Here is a 17032-nt window from a genome sequence, read left to right on the forward strand (position 1 = left end):
TCCCATCGGGGGCGGGGCCGCGCGCGACACACCGTCGCCGGAAGAAGCGAGCCGGGCAACGCGGCGGATCGGAAGGAACACGGACATGGACCTGGCACGTCGGTTCGACGTCACCCCTTCGGCCATGGCGCCGCCGGATGAGGAACGGCATCCGGCGCCGGCGGGGAAGCGCCGGAAGTCACGGGCCGGACTGGCGTTCATCGCGCCCTTCGGCGCGCTGTTCGCGCTCGTGTTCATCGTGCCCATCCTGTACGCCGCCTACCTCAGCCTCTTCCAGGACAAGCTCGTCGGGGGCACCACGTTCGTCGGGTTCGCCAACTACGGCAAGCTGTTCCGGGATCCGCAGTTCTGGGACGGGGTGGGACGCGTCGTCCGGTTCACGCTGGTCCAGGTGCCCATCATGCTGTTCTTCTCCATGGCACTGGCGCTGGCGCTGGACTCCATGCGCGTGCACGGCACCAGGTTCATGCGGGCGACGATCTTCCTGCCCTACGCGGTGCCGGCGATCGTGTCGACTCTCATGTGGGGATTCCTGCTCGGGGTGAAGTACGGCCTGTTCGGCAGCCTCAACCGCGCCCTGGGCACGGACATCGACCCCTTCGCCCCCGGCACCACGCTCATCTCCATCGGGCTGATGGTGACGTGGGCGTTCACCGGCTTCAACATGCTCATCTTCTACGCCGCGCTCAAGGCCGTCCCACGCGAACTGTACGAGGCGGCGGCGATCGACGGGGCGAACGAGTTCCAGGTCGTCCGCGCGATCAAGCTGCCGGCACTGCGTGGATCCCTGGTCGTCACGATCATCTTCTCGATCATCGGCACGTTCCAGATGTTCAACGAACCGCAGATCCTGCCCACCATGGTGGCGGGCAGCGGCGTCACGACCTTCTACACGCCCAACCTGTACGCGTACAACCTGGCGTTCACCGGGTCTCAGCAGGGCTATGCGGCAGCACTCGCGCTCGTCATGGCGGCGATCACGATCGCCGTCGCCTACGCCGTCCAGATCAGAGGGTTGAGGAATGCGTCCCATCAGTAGCCCGCGGGCCGAGGCCGGGAACTCCTCCGGCGCGCCGATCCGTCGTCCCGGTCGCGGCCGCCGGCTCCACACAGTGGACAACCCCAGGAAGAGCACGACGCTCACCGTGATGACGGCCCTGTTCACCCTCTACTGCCTGCTGCCGCTCGTGTGGCTCGTCATCAACGCGACCAAGTCGCAGGCCGATTTCGTCTCGTCGTTCGGGCTCGCGCCCGGTCGCGAGTTCGCCCTCTGGGACAACATCGTGGAGGTGTTCCGCTACCAGGACGGGATCTTCTCCCGGTGGCTCCTCAACACCCTCCTCTATGTGGTCGTGGGCGCGACCGTGTCGACCTTCCTGGCCGCCCTCGGCGGGTACGCCCTGGCGAAGCTCGACTTCACGGGCAAGCGGGTGTTCCTCTTCGTCGTACTGGGATCGATCTCGGTCCCCGGCATCGCCCTGGCGATCCCGCAGTTCCTGCTGTTCGCGCACCTCGGCCTGACCAACACCCCGTGGGCGATTCTCATCCCGTCCTTCATCAACCCGTTCGGGCTGTACCTGATGTGGGTCTTCACCGCCGAAGCGGTGCCGACCGGCCTGCTCGAGGCCGCGAAGATCGACGGCGCGGGGGAGTTCAGGACCTTTCTCCGGATCGCGCTCCCGATGCTCGCGCCGGCAGGTGTGACGGTCCTGCTCTTCTCGTTCGTGTCGATCTGGAACAACTACTTCCTGCCGTTGATCATGCTCAAGGACCCCGCCTGGTATCCGCTGACCGTCGGAATCAACCAGTGGAACAAGCTGGGCTCGTCGGCCGGGAACGGCGCCCTCGTCCAGAATCTCGTGATCACGTCCGCGCTGCTGACGATCGTCCCGTTGATCGTCGCTTTTCTCAGCCTGCAGCGGTACTGGCAGTCGGGTCTGTCACTGGGCGCCATCAAGGGCTAGCCGCCGGCCATCTCCCACCCGTAAACCATTCGTGAAGAGAAGAGAGACCATGACGAGCGACGGTGTGTCCGAACCCCGGTTGAGGATCGACGGCAAGCCGTGCGACGAGAGTGCGTTCCCGCACGTGTGGAGCAGGTGTATCGGCGCCGGGCGGGCGAACGAGGCACTGCGCGCGGACTGGCAACGGCAGTTCGCCGAGGTCGTCGACGCGTGCGGATTCCAGTACATCCGCTTCCACGGCGTCTTCCATGACGACATGTTCGTGTACCGGGAAAGCTACGGCGGCGGTTTCGGCGAGAACGCGCCCCTCGCCTCGCCCGTGTACACGTTCGGCTACGTGGACAAGGTGTTCGACTTCATCGTGGACCGCGGTGTCCGTCCGTTCGTCGAGCTTGGCTTCATGCCGCGCGAGCTGGCGACGGTGACGGAGACGGTGTTCTGGTGGGGCGCGCACTGCAGCCCGCCCAAGGACATGGCGCGCTGGGTCGAGCTGGTCACGAGGTCGGTCGAGCACTGGATCGACCGGTACGGCCTCGACGAGGTGAGGCAGTGGCGATTCGAGGTGTGGAACGAGCCGAACCTGGTTCCCCATTTCTGGACCGGGACGAAGACCGAGTACTTCGAGCTCTACGAGCAGACCGTGACGGCGATCAAGAGGATCGACCCCGGGTTGAAGGTGGGCGGGCCCGCCACGAGCGTCTTCGTGCCGGACGACCGCTACAAGGGCGAAGTCGAGGACCGCGCCGCGACGCACGCGACGGCCGGCGCGGCCGACGTGGACGCGCTCGACTGGCGGCCGGTGTGGGTCGAGGACTTCATCGCCTGGTGCGCGGAGCGCGAACTGCCGATCGACTTCATCTCGACCCACACGTACCCCACCGACTTCGCGTTCGGTGCCGACGGCGAGGCGGTGCAGATCACCCGGTACGCCGACGCGACGTTCGACGACCTGACCCTGCTTCGCAAGCTGGTGAGCAACAGCGCGTACCCCGACGCGGAGATCCACATCACGGAGTGGTCGACGTCGCCGTCATCCCGTGACTTCATCCACGACACGCTGTTCGCGGCGACCTTCATCACGCGGTCGTACCTGCAGTGCGCCACCCTCGCCGACTCGATCTCCTACTGGACCTTCACGGACGTGTTCGAGGAGGGAGGCGCCGGGATCGGGCCGTTCCACGGCGGATTCGGCCTGGTGAACGAGAGCGGCATCCACAAGCCGACGTTCCACGCGTTCACGATGCTGGAAAGGCTCGGTGACCGGCTGCTCCTCTCGACGTCCGACGGGGTCGTGACCCGTGACAGCCGGACGTCGGCTGTGTCGGCGGTGTTCTTCAACTACCCGGAGGACATGGCCTTGCGGGGTGTCCGGTCGGAGAACTCGTACCCCGCGACACGCGCGCTGGCCGAGATGGGGCCGAGCCGGAGGATCCGGCACTCGATTGGCGGGCTGGAGCCGGGCACCGAGTTTCTCGTCGAGATCGTGGACTGGGAGCACGGCAACGCCGCCGAGGCCTGGTATCGGCTCGGGTCTCCTCTCAACCCGTCCCGGGCCGAGAGCGAATACCTGAGCAGAGTCGCCGACTCGCTCCTCAGGTTCACGCTGACCGTGCCCGAGACCGGTGTGCTCGACCTCGACGTCGAACTCGCGCCGTGGGCGGTGATGTCGCTCAGGCAGTCGGCGTGACCGCACGGCGCCTTCCCCTTCCCGGCCTTCGCCTTCCCGCTCAGGCGGCGAACAGGAGGAGCAGGCCCACCACGGTGTAGACCACCATCAGCACGAGCAGGGGAACCTGCCCGAGTACGGCGGTCCGGCGCGGGAACAGGGCCAGCGCACGGTCGTGGGCCAGGACGGTGCCCAGCACGTGGCCGATGACGATGACCGTGACCTGGAGGGTGGCGACTCCGGCGGGGGTGGTGCCGAGCGCCTGGATGGTCCATCCGGCGGTGCCGAGCCAGTCGGCTCCGGTGTCCAGCGGGTCGGACAGCAGGGCGATCGTCCGCTGCCCTTCCAGGAGGAACAGGGTGTAGTAGTGGGCGACGACGTATCCGACGGCTATCGGCACGATCGAGTGGGCGATCTCGCCTGCGGTCGTGCCGGGCTCGGCCGCGCCCCATCGGCCCGCGAGCGCGGTCGCGGCCCGGTACGCCGTGAGCACCAGGCCGATGACGATGACCAGGCCGACGGTGCCCGTGACCGGCACCGGCACCGCGCTCTCCTGCACGAAGCGCACCCATACCGGGGCGTTGGACAGGCTGTCGTACATGGTGGAGCCCAGGAGCACGACCACCAGCGCGGTCAGTCCCGGTGCCGGTCGTAGCCCGGCCATCCCGTCCAGGGAGTTGCGCCAGACCGCGACGCCGTCGCGGCGCCTGTGCACGGGGGCGAGCCTGCCCACGAGGTCGCTGTAGACCTCGAACGGATCGGCGTGGTCGAACCACCGGGAGCCGAAGACGACCGCTCCGGCGAGCATGAGCACGGTGTAGGCCGCGAGCCAGGCTCCGATGACCGGCAGGGTGGCCCGTTCGGGGGCCACCAGTTCCAGCCAGACGAAGGCGAACAGGCCGGCGCAGGCGGGCCAGTATCCGAGGGCCGCGGGCATCGGCCTCAGGCCGAGCTCGGGGTCGCGTCCGAGCCCCTTGCAGGCCAGCAGGTGCAGCGTCCGCAGCGGGTTCAGGCCGCGCCACACCGGGCCGAACAGCAGCGACAGCGGCACCAGGCCGACCCAGAACAGCACGTAGAACGCCCCGGCCGTGGGGTTGTCGGCCCGATCGGGACCGAAGATCAGCCCGATGCAGAAGTACGCCGCGGCGACGAGCCCGGCGATCCGCCAGACCCACCGCCAGGCCGGTGCGGTCACCGCCGTCTGGATGACGGTGGGCAGTGAGCGGGCACCGGTGAGTGCGCCACCCAGCCGCGGTTGTCTCCACAACGCGCCGAGCGCCACGAACGACACCAGCAACGCGAGGATCGCGCCGGTCAGCGCGGCCGAGAACGGGATCGGCAGATCCTGACGGCCGCCGATGCCGTGAGCCAGCAGCATCTCGCTCGCCTAACGCACGACGAGCTGGAACAGCTGCAGTCCCGACTCGTGGGTCTCCATCTCGAATAGCCCGGTCTGGTCGGCGACGAACTCGATGCTCGCGGGCGTGCCGGGCTTCAGGCTTGCCTCCTTGTCGTACCCGTGCAGGTGCGCCTCATCGGCGGCGTCGCTGGTGACCGTGATCCGCACCGTCTGGCCCTTGGTCACCTCGATCCGTCCCGGCGGCGGCGTGACCTTCCGACCGGCGACGGTGACGGTGATCTCCTTCACGGCCGAGTCGGCGGGCGCGGCTTCGGCCGACTCGCTGGGGGCGGCGGGAGCCGACTCGGCAGGAGCCGGGGCAGCCGACTCGGTAGATACCGGGGCGGCCGACTGGGCGTGGATCGCGGCATCCGACCCGCCACAGGCCGACGTGGCCATCAGCAGGGCCACGCCGAGCGGGAACGCGGCGAGCAGCGGGCGCAGGCGCGCAGGGGCGATCGTCATGGGGGAGTTCTCCTGAAGGGGGTGGGGCAAGTCAGCGTCGCCTGGTGGACTTGGGGCGCTGTGGAGTACGGGACGCCGACGGGCGTGCGGGTTTCTTGGCCTGCGGGCGGCCGGGAGACGGCCGGGCCGCCGACGCGGCCGGCACGGGCCGCCGTGCCGCTCGCGCCACCAGGACGCCCGCTCCGATGACGAGGAGCGCGGGCACCAGCCATACCGACAGCCCGGTGCCGGAGTCGGCCGGCTGCGCTGTCCGGGCGGCGGTGCCGGGCGTGCCGGTTTCAGGCACGGCGCCTTGACTGCCGCCGGTTTCGGGAACCGCGGCCGCGCCGGCGCCGGTCTGGGGCACCGCGGGGCCCATCGCCGCCGGGCTGCCGCCGGTCTGTGCCACCGGGGCCGGGCTCCCGCCGGTCTGCGTTACCGGGGCCGGGCTCCCGCCGGCCTCTGGCACCGGGGCCTGCGTGCCGCTCCCGGGCTCGGCCGAGGCGAGCAGGATGGCGTCGGGTTCGTTGTCCGGGGCCTGCCAGCCCTTCGGTGGCCCCGAGGTCCTGCCCTTGTAGGTGAACCGCAGCTCTCCCCGCACCGGCTCGCCGTCGGAGGCGATCGACAGGTAGCGCACTACGTACTCGCCCTGCTTCGGCCAGTAGGCGACCGGGATCTCCGCGGGGTACCCGGTGTTGTACACGCTCGGTTCCCACACCCCGTCGACGAGGTTGTACTCCTGGACGGGCTTGTCGAGGCGTTTCGGCTGACCGTGCGTCCAGGGCCGGTCGACGCGGGCGCCGCCGGGGGCGGTGACCGCGAAGTACGCGTTCGGGGCGGGCGCCTCGGTGAAGTAGAGCGCGAGGGACTCCATCGGCTCGCGCACGGTACTGTCCTTGACCGGTGTCGACATCGCGAGCTGGCCATGGGCGAAAGCGGGCGCCGCCAGGGCGGTCATCGCCAGCACGCCGCCGACGACCAGCAGAAGCAACCGGCCCAACCAGCGCGCCATCGTCACTTCTGCTCTCCACGAGGTACGGCCCCTGGATGGGGAGATGCGGCTCGGACCGGTGAGACCGATCGCGTCGAGGCTAACGACTTTCGCCACGAATGAACAGAACTTGATGCGTTCGCAGCAGAAGTGGGGTGAGTCCGGCGATGACATCGAGGACGTTCCCCGGCAGCCACATGCGGGCCGAGGCCTTCCCGCGAATCCGGGCAGGCTGCCGAGGATTCGCAGGAAGGTCTCCGCGTGTCGGTCAGACCGCGGTGATGGTCCATTGGTTGTTGGTGTTGCTGTTGGGCGTCCACATGCCGACGGCGGAACCGGCGGTGGTGTAGCCCATGCCGTCGAGGGACGTCCCGGTGCCGCGGTTGACGATCTGGTAGCGGCCGTTGCCGAGATCGTTCAGGCGCCACTGCTGGTTGTTGCCGCCGTTCCAGGCCGCCTGCCTGGCGTTGGCGCCGTTGGCGGTGTTGCCCCAGCTGTCGGCCACCAGGCCGTTGGTGCGGTTGACGATGCGATACCACCCGCCGCCGAGGTCCACCAGCTGCCACTGCAGGTTGGTGCTGCCGTCCCAGTTCCACTGCTTGAGATTCGACCCCGACGCCACGTTGCCGCCGCTGTCCAGCACCAGACCGGTGGCGACGTTGGCGATCCGCACGTAGCCGGTCGGGGTGGAGCCTCCCCCGGACCCGGTCAGACGATAGGTGCGGCCGGCCTGGCCGGGCAGCGCGATGACGTCGGCCTCGGGCTTGGTGACGGTGACGGCACCGCCGGTCGCGGCGTCGACCACCTGGTAGGTCCCGGTGAAGATACGGCTGCGTACGTTGACCGTGCCGTCACGGTCGAACTTGACGAGGATCTCGATGGCCCCATCGGAGCTCCAGGTCGCGTCCACCGTGTAGCCGCCACGTCCCCGCAGGCCCTGCACTTTCCCGCTCGGCCACGCAGAGGGCAGTGCGGGCAGCACGTGTAGCTCGCCGTTGTGGCTCTGCAGCAGCATCTCGGTGATGCCGGACGTGGCGCCGAAGTTGCCGTCGATCTGGAACGGCGGGTGCAGGTCGAACATGTTCGGCGCGAGCCGGTCCGTCCTCACCAGCAGGCCGATCAGGTTGCGCGCCCGGTTGCCCTCCTCCATCCGGGCCCAGTAGTTGATCTTCCAGGCCAGCGACCAGCCCGTGCCGTCGTCGCCGCGCAGTTCCAGCGTCCGCCGCGCCGCGTTGTACAGGGTGGGGGTGCCGCGCTTGGTGATCTGGTTGCTGGGGTGCAGGCCGTACAGGTGCGAGATGTGCCGGTGGTTCTGCTCGGTCTCCACCCAGTCGTACAGCCACTCCTGGATGTTGCCGCGCGATCCGACCTTCATCGGAGCCAGCCGGTCGCGGGCGGCCAGGACCTGGCTCCGGAAGCTCGCGTCCGTGCCGAGGACCTCGCTGGCCTTGGCGCAGCCGTTGAACAGGTCACGCAGGATCTGGTTGTCCATCGTGGGGCCGGCGCACACGCTGACGCCCGAGTGGTGGGTCAGCTCCGGCGAGTTCGAGGGGTTCGTGACCAGATACCCCAGGTTCGGTTCCTGTACGAGAGTCTCCAGGAAGAACTGCGCCGCGCCCTTCATCGCCGGGTAGTACTGCCGGAGGAAGTCGAGGTCGCCGGTGAAGAGGTAATGGTCCCAGATCATCGTGGCCAGCCACGCGCCGCCGGTCTGCCACATGCCGGACGTGGCGAAGTCGACGACCGACGAGCCCCGCCACCCGTCGGTGTTGTGGTGGGTCACCCAGCCGCCGGCGTTGTACTGCACCCGGGCCGTGCGGGCGCCGGTGACCGTGAGGTCGTTGATCATCCGGAACACCGGCTCGTAGCACTCCGACAGGTTCGTCGTGTCGGTCGGCCAGTAGTTCATCGGCAGGTTGGCGTTGAGGGTGTACTTCGAGTCCCACGCCGGGGTCAGCGAGTCGTTCCAGATGCCCTGCAGGTTGGCCGGCTGGGTGCCCGGCCGCGAGGAGGAGATCAGCAGGTAGCGGCCGTACTGGAACAGCAGCGCCGAGAACTGCGGGTCGTTGGTGGTGGCGTGCTGCGCGATCCGCACGTCGGTCGGCTGGTCGGCCGCCGAGGTGCGGCCGAGGTCGAGCGTGGTGCGGCCGAACAGCCGCTGGTAGTCGGCCACGTGCCGGGCGCGCAGGTCGTCGTAGGTCCTGCCGTTGGCGGCGTCGAGGTATCGCCGTGCGATGCCCTGGTAGTCGCCGCTGGTGTCCTTGTAGTTCACATAGCTGGAGCCGATGGAGATCAGCACGGTCACGCTGTTGGCGCCCCGTACCTGGAGGGTGCCGCCGGAGCTGCTGACCGTGCCGCCGTCGGCGACGGCCCGGGCCAGCGCCAGGAACCTGACCTTGCCCGACAGGCCCCTCTGATCGCCGGAGACGCCGTCGAGCGCCACCGTCGTGCCGTCCGGGCTGGAGCGCGTCGTCCGCTGGGGGCTGTCGAACGTCGCGGAGAACGTGATGGACCCGGGCTTGTCTGCGGTGAGGCGGATGGCGATCACCTGGTCCGGCGCGCTCGCGAGCACCTCTCGCCGATACCGGACGCCGTTCTGCAGGTACGTCGTGGTCGTGGTGGCCGTGGTCAGGTCCAGGAACCGGTTGTACTCCGAGACGCCGCTGGCGCTGCCGAAGGTCAGCCGCAGATTGCCCACGGTCTGGTACGCCAGCTGAGCGGAGGGATTGCCCAGCATGTTCTGGTCGATCAGAGTCTGGGCCTGGCTCCACTGGTTCTGGAAGACCAGCTGCCGGATCTGCCCCAGCGCCGCCGCGCCCTTCGTGTTGCTCTGGTCGTACGGCCCCCCGGCCCAGATCGTGTCCTCGTTGAGCTGCAGCCGCTCGGTGTCGACGTTGCCGAACACCATGGCACCCAGGCGGCCGTTACCGATCGGCAGCGCGCGCAGCCAATCGGTGCCGGCGCTCGCGTCGTACCACAGCGCCAGATCGTTGGCGGCGCGTACCTCCGGCGGCGGCGCCGACGCGGCCCGCGCAGTGGCCGTCCACTGCACCGGCAGCATCGCGGCTCCGGCGCCGATCGCACCGAGTCTCAGCAGTTGCCTTCGCGATACATCAGCCATTGAGGTTCTCCAAACGCATGGGTTGCGGGGCGGACGGCCTTCGTCCGGTACGACCCACGAGGCCGGCACCGACGAGGCATGGCGGCGGGTGGGCGGGACGCTTGGGGCGGCGCCAGGCCGTGTGGCACGTGGAAAAGGCGAGCCGGTCCGCGCGGATTTCGGGCGGACCGGCTCGTGTGAGGCTCTCGCCCGCGCGGGACGGCTCTCAGGCCGCTCCGGTAAGGGATTGCGGGTCAGGTGCGGGTCCATTTCTGGTTGGTGCCGCCGTGGCAGGTCCAGATCTGCGTCTTGGTGCCGTTGGCGGTGCCGGCGCCGGACACGTCCAGGCATTTGTTCGCGCCGACGGCGGTGATGGTGCCGTCGGTGTTGAGGCGCCACTTCTGGTTGTTCTGGCCGTTGCAGTCCCAGATGATCACGCTGGTGCCGTCGGCCGTGGCGCCGCCGTTGACGTCGAGGCACTTGTTGCCGTAGACGCGCAGTTCACCGGCGCTGGTGGAGGTCCACTGCTGGTTGGCCTGCCCGTTGCAGTCCCAGATCTGCGCCTGGGCGCCGTTGGCCTGGGATGCGCCGTTGACGTCCAGGCACCGCCCCGACGCCACGCCCTTCAGTGCGCTCGTCGCCGGCGGATTGCCGGTAGGAGAAGCCGTCGGCGAGGGAGAGGGTGAGGCCGGCGGGTTGTCGCCTGCGAACTGCGCGAAGAAATTCCACACCACTGGCCTGGTCCAGGAGTTCTCGCCAGGTTCGAGGTCGCCGGACTTCCCGTCCACGGGATTCGGCGTGTGACCCGCGTCGAACGCCGCCCACGCGACCGGATACCCGGCTCGGCACCCCGAGTAGTAGGTGACGATGTGCGTCAGGCTGCCCTGCGCCGGCTCCGGCGGGTTCTGGGGCGTGCAGCCGTTGTTCCTGACGAACGTGTCACGCAGCCCTCGGCCCAGAGAGATGTTGAGCACCGGGTCCCTGAGGCCGTGCAGCCCGATGTAGGCGATGGGCTGGGTGCCGCCGCTGCACCCGCTGAGCTGTGCGCCGGAGTAGACCGCCACGGCGCGGAAGACCGTCGACCGGGCGCAGGCGAGCGCGTAACTCATGCCGCCGCCATAGCTGAAACCCATGGCGAAGCGCTGCGTCGTGTCGACGCAGAGGTCCGCCTCGATCCGCCGGATCATGTCGTCGACAAAAGTGATGTCCTCACCGCCGGAATTGGCCCAGCCGTTGTTGACACCCTGCGGCGCGACGAAGATCGCCGTGTTGTTCGACAACGCCCTGAGCCCGTAATAGGACCAGGGGTACCCGCTGGTTCCGCCCGAGTCGACGTCATTTGCGGTGCCACCGTTCCAGTGGAATCCGAAGATCAACCGGTAGGGGGTCGTGTTGTTGTAGTTGTCGGGAATTCTCAGGATGTAGCTGCGATTTTTCCCGCTGGTGGTAATCGACTGCGTGCCGCTTCTCAGCGTCGGAGTCTTGCCGCATCCCGCGGTGGCCGCGAGGGCGCTCTTCCTGGCGACAGACGTGGTCGCGCTGTCGCCCAGCGCCGTCTGCGCCGTAGCCAGAACGAGCAATGCCGCAGTCGCGACAGCGGTGAAGAGGGACCTGTGCCTCGACATCACGCAAGTTCCTTTGCCGTTCCCGTGGTGACACACGTAGATGGGGGAGCCATTCTTGCCTGCACCTTTTCTGGGGTGACCGCGTCGGTCCGCCCGGTTTTTCCGGTCGCTGACTCGGCGAATACCCGGGTCGACCCGGCGCGCGCGTTCCGCCTATCGAAACCCGCCGGTCCGGCGCACAGGGGCAGGCCGGCCGCAGCAGGTTATGTTAGCGCTCACATCAGGCGCCGTGATCGAATCTCCTTTCTTCTGGGAGGCTGGAGCCGATGGTGCAGCGGAGCAAATATGACCGTGACAAGATTTGTCAACACCGGGTCTTTCCGACGCGGTGGGGCACTTGCCCGAGACGAGCCGTCGCTCCCGCGTCTGACCAGGGAAGCGCCCGTGGTCACCACCGGCGTGCCGCGATGAAACTTTCACCGCCCGGCGATCGAATCGTTCCGGAGGACGCGAACGGGCGGTCAGGCCGGCCGGCCACCCAGCCCCGCCCGGCGGGGTGGCCGCCGGCGCGGGGGCGCGGCCTAACGCCGCAGCCGTACGGGATCGGCCGGTCCGCTGCGGCGGACGAGCCAGGCCTCGGTGATGTGGTTGAACATCGCCTCGGAGGCGCCCTCGGGATCGTGGGCGGCGATGCGTTCGTAGATGCGCCGGTGGCCCAGGTTCGACGCCACGCACAGGGCTCGCTCGGTCCGGCCCATGTAGCGGGCGGTGTTCACGACCTGGCTCTCCAGTGCCCTTACGACGCCTCGGGCGATGCGGTTTCCCGACGCCTGCATGATCGTGTCGTGGAAGGCGCGGTCGCTGTGCGCGTACGTGGCGGGGTCGTCCACGAGCTCGTCCATCTGGTCCACCAGCGCGCGCAACCGCTCGACCGTGTCCGGCCCGGCCAGGCGGGCGGCGACGTTCGCCATGTCGGACTCGAGGACACGCCGCGTCACGACGAGGTCGTCGAGAATCGCCAGGCTCTCGTCCTCGGCGATGGTCGCGGCGAGGACGAGCTCGTCGAGCATGTCCCACATCGCGGGCGGGGTCACCATCGTGCCGGCGCCCTGGCGGACCTGCACCAGCCCCTTCTCCTGCAGGACTTTCACGGCCTCCCTGACGACGGTGCGGCTCACGGAGAAGGCTTCGCACAGCGCGGGCTCGGGGGGCAGCGGCGTCCCCGGCGGGTGCACGCCGCGTACGATACGCTCCACCAGCTCGGCGGTCACCGCTCGGGCGAGGCTGGCCGGGCGTCGTACCCAGGCCGGTGGCGCCGGGGTACCGCCGGCCGTTTCCTGCGATGCCGTCATATCCCCCTCCGGTGGCCCTGGCCAAGGAGCGCCACCGCGCCAGTATACGCGACGTCTATTGACGTCAGACGTCATACGAGTTACCTTTCGCCGGACACGGCCGGGTCCGCCGGCCGCTCTCGGAGAGTGAGAGCAGCGATGAAGCAGAGAGCCTTGTGGTCGGCGGTGATGGTCGCGGGACTGACCGTGGCCGGCTGCGGGAGCGCGGCACGGACGGAGTCCCCGTCCGGAGACTCTCAGCAGAAGCAGCAGAAGCTCGTGGTCTGGGACTGGAAATCAAGTGAACCGACCGCGGCGGCATATATCGAGAAGGCGAAGGCCGACTTCGCCAAGCGGCATCCCGGGGTCACCGTCGAGTTCGTCGCCCAGCCGTTCGACCAGTACTACACCCTGCTGGGCACGGCCATCCAGTCCAACAAGGGGCCCGACGTCATGCTCTTCAACGGCGGCGGGCAGATCCGTGACCGGGTCGACGCGCTCTTTCCGCTGGACCAGTACGTGGCCGGGGACAAGAGCCGGCTGGCGGGCTGGGACGCGTTCAGCAAGGACGGCAAGATCTACGCCGCGCCGGTGACCCTGCAGGGACACCCGATCTACTACAACAAGGCGCTCTACGAGAAGGCCGGTCTCGACCCGGCGAACCCGCCCAAGACATGGGACGAGTTCGCCGGCGACTGCGCCACCATCAAGAAGGCGACCGGGGCGTCGTGCTTCGCGCTCGGCAACAAGGAAGGCTTCGGGATTCAGTTCTTCATGTCGGGCCTCGGATCCGGCATCCTGACGCCGCAGGAGTACGACGACTGGATCGGCGGGAAGCGCGACTGGACCTCTCCCCACGTGAAGCGGATCTTCGAGTTGTGGAAGGACGCCAACGACAAGGGGCTGAACAACAAGGGCGCCAACTCCACCGCGATGTTCACCGACATCTTCAGAGTCTTCGAGACCGGGAAGGCCGCCCACATCATCGGGCTGATGTCGGATATCGGGCACTGGAAGGACTTCGGCGAGTTCCTACCGCCCGACAAGATCGGCGTCATGCAGGCCCCCGTCGTCGCCGACGGGGCCACCCCGAGCCTTCCGTACGACGGCGGCATCGGCTACGCGGTCGCGAAGTGGACGAAGGATCCGGCGCTGGCCGCCGATCTGGTGCGCTCCCTGACCTCGACCGACGCCTTGACCGCGTTCTACTCCAAGGCCGGTGCGATCGCGTCCGACACGACGATCGACGTCTCGCAGGCCGGCCCGGCCGTCGCCGCGATCGTGTCCGAGATCAAAACAGGCAAGCCCGCCCTGCACGTCGCGCTGTCCTCCAAGACCCTGGACCTGATGGGAAGGCTGTCCCAGCAGCTCCTGAGCGGGTCGACCACGGTGGACAAGGCGGTGGAGCAGCTGGCCGCCTCCGACCGGGCGGGCTGATCGCGTGCCGCTCGGAGGTTCGTCGCCGTTGGTCCGACCGGCAGGTTCCGGGCGGGCCGGCGGAGAGACGACGAAGCAGCGGGGACCTCGCGAGGGGGCGGCTACCCGGCCGGCCTCCCGTGGGGCGCGCGCGGAACGCCTCGCCCCCTACGTCCTGGTGGCCCCGGCCGTACTGATCATCGTGCTGCTGCGGCTGTGGCCGCTCGTCCTGGGGGTCAACTTCTCCTTCACGGGCGACGGCGAGCTCAACGGGACCCCGGTCGGCCTGAGCAACTACCTGGAGCTGGCCGCCGACCCGTTGTTCCACACCTCGCTGCGCAACGTCGGGCTGCTGGTGCTGCTGCTTCCCGTGGCGGTGGCGATTCCGGGCCTGCTCGCCACCTTCATCTATCTGCGCGTTCCGGGGCATCGGGTCTACCGCAGCGTCTACTTCTTCCCGGCTGTGCTCTCCCCGGTGATCGTCGGTGCGATCTTCAACCTCATGCTCGGGTTCGACGGCCCGCTGAACGCCGCGCTCGGGGCGATCGGCGTCGGCCCGGTTGACTGGCTCGGCGATCCGGGCATCTCCATGTTCACGGTCGTCGGCGTGCACGTCTGGGCGACGTTCGGGATGGCGCTGGTGGTGTTCCTCGCCGGGTTCAGCACCCTCGACACCTCGCTTCTGGACGCCGCCCGCGTGGACGGCGCGTCGCTCCGCCAGGTCATCTGGCACGTGATCATCCCGAGTCTGACGCGCACCATCCAGTTCGTCTTCGTGACCACGATGATCGGGATGCTGACGTCCATGTTCGGCCTGCTCTTCGTCATGACCAGCGGGGGACCGGAGGGCTCGACCTACCTGCCGGAGTACTACATCTGGCATCAGCAGGGACAGATGAACCGGCCGGCGCTCGCCTCGGCCGCCTCGACGGTTCTCTTCGTCGTCATGCTCGTGGTGGGGCTCCTGCAGATCACTCTGCTCCGCCGCACGGGGAGGCAGGACTGATGCCCGGCAGGCGTCTGGCCAGATGGGTGGCCGCCGTCCCGATGGCCGCTCTCGCGCTGGCGACGATCTATCCTCTCGTCTTCACCGCCAACGTCGCGATGAAGACCCGGCGCGACTACATCCTCGACCGGTTCTCCCCGACGGATTCCCTGCGCTGGGACAACATCGCCGAGGCGTGGACCGGCGCCGGAATGGCGCGGTATTTCGCCAACTCGTTCATCGTCGTGTCGTTCGCCGTGGCCCTGCTGCTGCTGTTGGGGTCGATGGCGGGCTTCGCGCTGAGCCAGTTGCGGTTCCGCGGCTCTTCGGTGATCTTCCTGGGCTGTCTCGCGGGGCTGTTCATCCCGTTCCAGGTGATCATGGTGCCGCTCACCAGGATCATGGCCGACAGCGGGCTCGTCGACACCTACCCGGGACTGATCCTGGCCTACGTCGCGCAGTTCCTCCCGTTCACCATCTTCCTGATGACGAGCCACTACAGGACCATTCCGGCGGAGATCGTCGACGCGGCCAGGATCGACGGAAACACGGTGTACGGGGTGTACCGGCGGATCATGCTCCCGCTGGGCGTTCCGGCGCTGCTCTCCGTAGGAATCCTCGACACCCTGTTCTGCTGGAACGATGTGCTGATCTCCCTGCTGATGATGCCGTCGCCCGAGCATCGGACCCTCATGATCGGTGTCAACTCACTGCGCGGACAGTACTCCGACGACATTCCCACCTTCGCCTCGGGAGTCCTGATCGCCGCGATACCCGTGCTGATGCTGTATCTCTTCCTCCAGCGCCAGATCGCCGACGGCGTCACCGCCGGTTCCACGAAGGGCTGACATGCGGATCACGGGGTATCGGACCATGACGACGGTCCAGGAATGGGGCCGTCCCGTCGGTGACGCCAACGGTGTCTTCCCCGACGGAGTCGTCTCGACGCCGATCGTCATGGTGGACACCGACGAGGGGATCACCGGCGTCGGCCTGGGGCCGCACGTGGAAATCGACGCCGTGTTCGCCGCCATCGAGGGCGAGGATCCGCGCGGCGTGACGGCGCTCTACGACCGGATGCTGCGGCAGACCTTCAAGGCGGGGCACGCGGGCGCCGTGTTCGGCACGATCGGAGCACTCGACACCGCCCTGTGGGACATCAAGGCACAGGCGGCCGGTGAACCGCTCTGGCGTCTGCTGGGCGGACGGGACAGGCGGGTTCCCGCCTACGCCTCGGGCCTCGACATCGGCCTGACCGACGACGAGCTCGTCTCCGTCTACCAGGTCTACGCCCAGCACGGTCTGCGGGCGGCCAAGCTCAAGGGCGGCCTCGACATCGAACGCGACCGGCATCGCCTGACGCTGGTGCGGGATGTCCTGACGGAGGCCGGGCAGGGATTGCGGCCGGGCCTCATGCTCGACGTGAACGAGGCATGGACCCGCAAGCAGGCGGTTCGGCACGTCTGCGAGCTCGAGCGCACTTTGGATCTCACCTGGATCGAAGAGCCGGTCCGGCGGTGGGACGCCGAAGGTCTGGCCGTCGTCGGCCGGGGGATCCGGGCCTCCGTCGCCTCGGGGGAGAACCTGACCGGGCTCGAGCAGTTCCGTCCGTTGCTCGCCGCGGGAGCAGTCGACATCGTCCAGACGGCCGCGGTCTGGGGGGTGACCCACTTCCTCCGGGTGTCCGCCCTGGCGCACGCCCATGAGCTGCCGGTCAGCCCGATCGGCACCACGCCGGTCGCGCTGCTGCACGCCGCGACGTCGGTGCCGAACCACATGGCGAGTGAGTTGCAGGACCTCTACCCGCCGGTCGGGATGTCGCTCGACCTGTACGTCGAGAACGGCGCCTTCGTCCTCGGAGACACGCCGGGCCTCGGCATCACGATCGACGAGCAGGCGATCGACACGTTCGCGCGCCGGCCGAACACCGGGGCCGCCAAGGGCCCCAACATCCGGCCGGAGCACGCCGGGCGACGGCTTCTCGCCGTGACCGGCGGCTCTTCACCGAGCGGTCTCCGGGGCGGGACGACGCCTTCCGCGGCCGACGCCGGCGTCTGAGCCCCCACCCCGCGTCGGCACGGAGTGCGGGCGTCGGCAGGGAGCACGGAGTGCGGGCGTCGGCAGGGAGCACGGAGTGCGGGCATCGGCAGGGATCAGCCGGAGGGGGAGAA

Annotated in this window: 13 protein-coding genes; 7 read left to right on the forward strand and 6 right to left on the reverse strand. The window is 68.6% G+C overall.

The genetic code is table 11. From position 1 onward, the window contains the following. The first annotated feature begins 85 nt into the window (after positions 1-85). Genes Msi02_RS38860 through Msi02_RS38870 form a run of 3 tightly spaced genes read left to right on the forward strand, consistent with a single transcriptional unit; the run spans position 86 to position 3651 of the window. Positions 86-1039, forward strand: coding sequence for a carbohydrate ABC transporter permease (locus Msi02_RS38860; RefSeq protein ID WP_239109173.1), 954 nt, complete (start codon positions 86-88; stop codon positions 1037-1039). Continuing rightward, positions 1023-1964, forward strand: a complete 942-nt coding sequence (locus tag Msi02_RS38865) for a carbohydrate ABC transporter permease (protein ID WP_204052752.1) — start codon at positions 1023-1025, stop codon at positions 1962-1964. Before Msi02_RS38860 ends, Msi02_RS38865 begins: the two co-directional genes overlap by 17 nt. Before the next feature lie 49 nt (positions 1965-2013). Next, a complete protein-coding gene (locus Msi02_RS38870) occupies positions 2014-3651 on the forward strand; it encodes a GH39 family glycosyl hydrolase (RefSeq protein ID WP_204052753.1) in 1638 nt (545 codons plus the stop codon). A gap of 40 nt (positions 3652-3691) precedes the next feature. Here Msi02_RS38870 and Msi02_RS38875 read toward each other — a convergent pair whose 3' ends face one another. From Msi02_RS38875 to Msi02_RS38900, 6 genes are all read right to left on the reverse strand, one after another. Continuing rightward, positions 3692-5008, reverse strand: coding sequence for a hypothetical protein (locus Msi02_RS38875; RefSeq protein ID WP_204052754.1), 1317 nt, complete (start codon positions 5006-5008; stop codon positions 3692-3694). A gap of 9 nt (positions 5009-5017) precedes the next feature. Further along, positions 5018-5494, reverse strand: coding sequence for a cupredoxin domain-containing protein (locus Msi02_RS38880; RefSeq protein ID WP_204052755.1), 477 nt, complete (start codon positions 5492-5494; stop codon positions 5018-5020). Positions 5495-5525: 31 nt separating this feature from the next. Further along, a complete protein-coding gene (locus tag Msi02_RS38885) occupies positions 5526-6485 on the reverse strand; it encodes a copper resistance CopC family protein (RefSeq protein ID WP_204052756.1) in 960 nt (319 codons plus the stop codon). A 247-nt stretch (positions 6486-6732) separates the two neighbouring features. Next, on the reverse strand, positions 6733-9585 hold the full coding sequence (locus tag Msi02_RS38890) for a glycosyl hydrolase family 95 catalytic domain-containing protein (protein ID WP_239109174.1): 2853 nt from the start codon (positions 9583-9585) through the stop codon (positions 6733-6735). Positions 9586-9818: 233 nt separating this feature from the next. After that, a complete protein-coding gene (locus Msi02_RS38895) occupies positions 9819-11144 on the reverse strand; it encodes a lectin (RefSeq protein WP_239109176.1) in 1326 nt (441 codons plus the stop codon). Between the two features lie 566 nt (positions 11145-11710). Next, a complete protein-coding gene (locus Msi02_RS38900) occupies positions 11711-12400 on the reverse strand; it encodes a FadR/GntR family transcriptional regulator (protein ID WP_204052757.1) in 690 nt (229 codons plus the stop codon). Between the two features lie 219 nt (positions 12401-12619). Here Msi02_RS38900 and Msi02_RS38905 point away from each other — a divergent pair, with 219 nt between their 5' ends. The 4 genes from Msi02_RS38905 (at position 12620) to Msi02_RS38920 (ending at position 16919) form a co-directional block, all read left to right on the forward strand. Then, positions 12620-13897: an ABC transporter substrate-binding protein gene (locus Msi02_RS38905; RefSeq protein ID WP_204052758.1), complete on the forward strand. Its 1278-nt coding sequence runs from the start codon at positions 12620-12622 to the stop codon at positions 13895-13897. A 157-nt stretch (positions 13898-14054) separates the two neighbouring features. Beyond that, entirely contained in the window at positions 14055-14882 is an 828-nt protein-coding gene (locus Msi02_RS38910) for a carbohydrate ABC transporter permease (protein WP_204052759.1), read from the forward strand. Continuing rightward, entirely contained in the window at positions 14882-15709 is an 828-nt protein-coding gene (locus Msi02_RS38915; RefSeq protein ID WP_079317010.1) for a carbohydrate ABC transporter permease, read from the forward strand. The genes Msi02_RS38910 and Msi02_RS38915 overlap by 1 nt, the downstream gene beginning before the upstream one ends. A gap of 25 nt (positions 15710-15734) precedes the next feature. Continuing rightward, entirely contained in the window at positions 15735-16919 is a 1185-nt protein-coding gene (locus tag Msi02_RS38920; RefSeq protein WP_204052760.1) for a mandelate racemase/muconate lactonizing enzyme family protein, read from the forward strand. The last annotated feature ends 113 nt before the right edge of the window (positions 16920-17032 follow it).

Origin of the sequence: Microbispora siamensis (genome assembly GCF_016863095.1) — a bacterium.
GTDB classification, from domain to species: domain Bacteria; phylum Actinomycetota; class Actinomycetes; order Streptosporangiales; family Streptosporangiaceae; genus Microbispora; species Microbispora siamensis.

Bases quoted from the DNA above. Each gene is read 5' to 3' on its own strand.
- Msi02_RS38865 (WP_204052752.1), top strand. From the start codon at position 1,023: ATGCGTCCCATCAGTAGCCCGCGGGCCGAGGCCGGGAACTCCTCCGGC.
- Msi02_RS38870 (WP_204052753.1), top strand. From the start codon at position 2,014: ATGACGAGCGACGGTGTGTCCGAACCCCGGTTGAGGATCGACGGCAAG.
- Msi02_RS38920 (WP_204052760.1), top strand. From the start codon at position 15,735: ATGACGACGGTCCAGGAATGGGGCCGTCCCGTCGGTGACGCCAACGGT.
- Msi02_RS38915 (WP_079317010.1), top strand. From the start codon at position 14,882: ATGCCCGGCAGGCGTCTGGCCAGATGGGTGGCCGCCGTCCCGATGGCC.
- Msi02_RS38860 (WP_239109173.1), top strand. From the start codon at position 86: ATGGACCTGGCACGTCGGTTCGACGTCACCCCTTCGGCCATGGCGCCG.
- Msi02_RS38890 (WP_239109174.1), bottom strand. From the start codon at position 9,585: ATGGCTGATGTATCGCGAAGGCAACTGCTGAGACTCGGTGCGATCGGC.
- Msi02_RS38875 (WP_204052754.1), bottom strand. From the start codon at position 5,008: ATGCTGCTGGCTCACGGCATCGGCGGCCGTCAGGATCTGCCGATCCCG.
- Msi02_RS38885 (WP_204052756.1), bottom strand. From the start codon at position 6,485: ATGGCGCGCTGGTTGGGCCGGTTGCTTCTGCTGGTCGTCGGCGGCGTG.
- Msi02_RS38905 (WP_204052758.1), top strand. From the start codon at position 12,620: ATGAAGCAGAGAGCCTTGTGGTCGGCGGTGATGGTCGCGGGACTGACC.
- Msi02_RS38880 (WP_204052755.1), bottom strand. From the start codon at position 5,494: ATGACGATCGCCCCTGCGCGCCTGCGCCCGCTGCTCGCCGCGTTCCCG.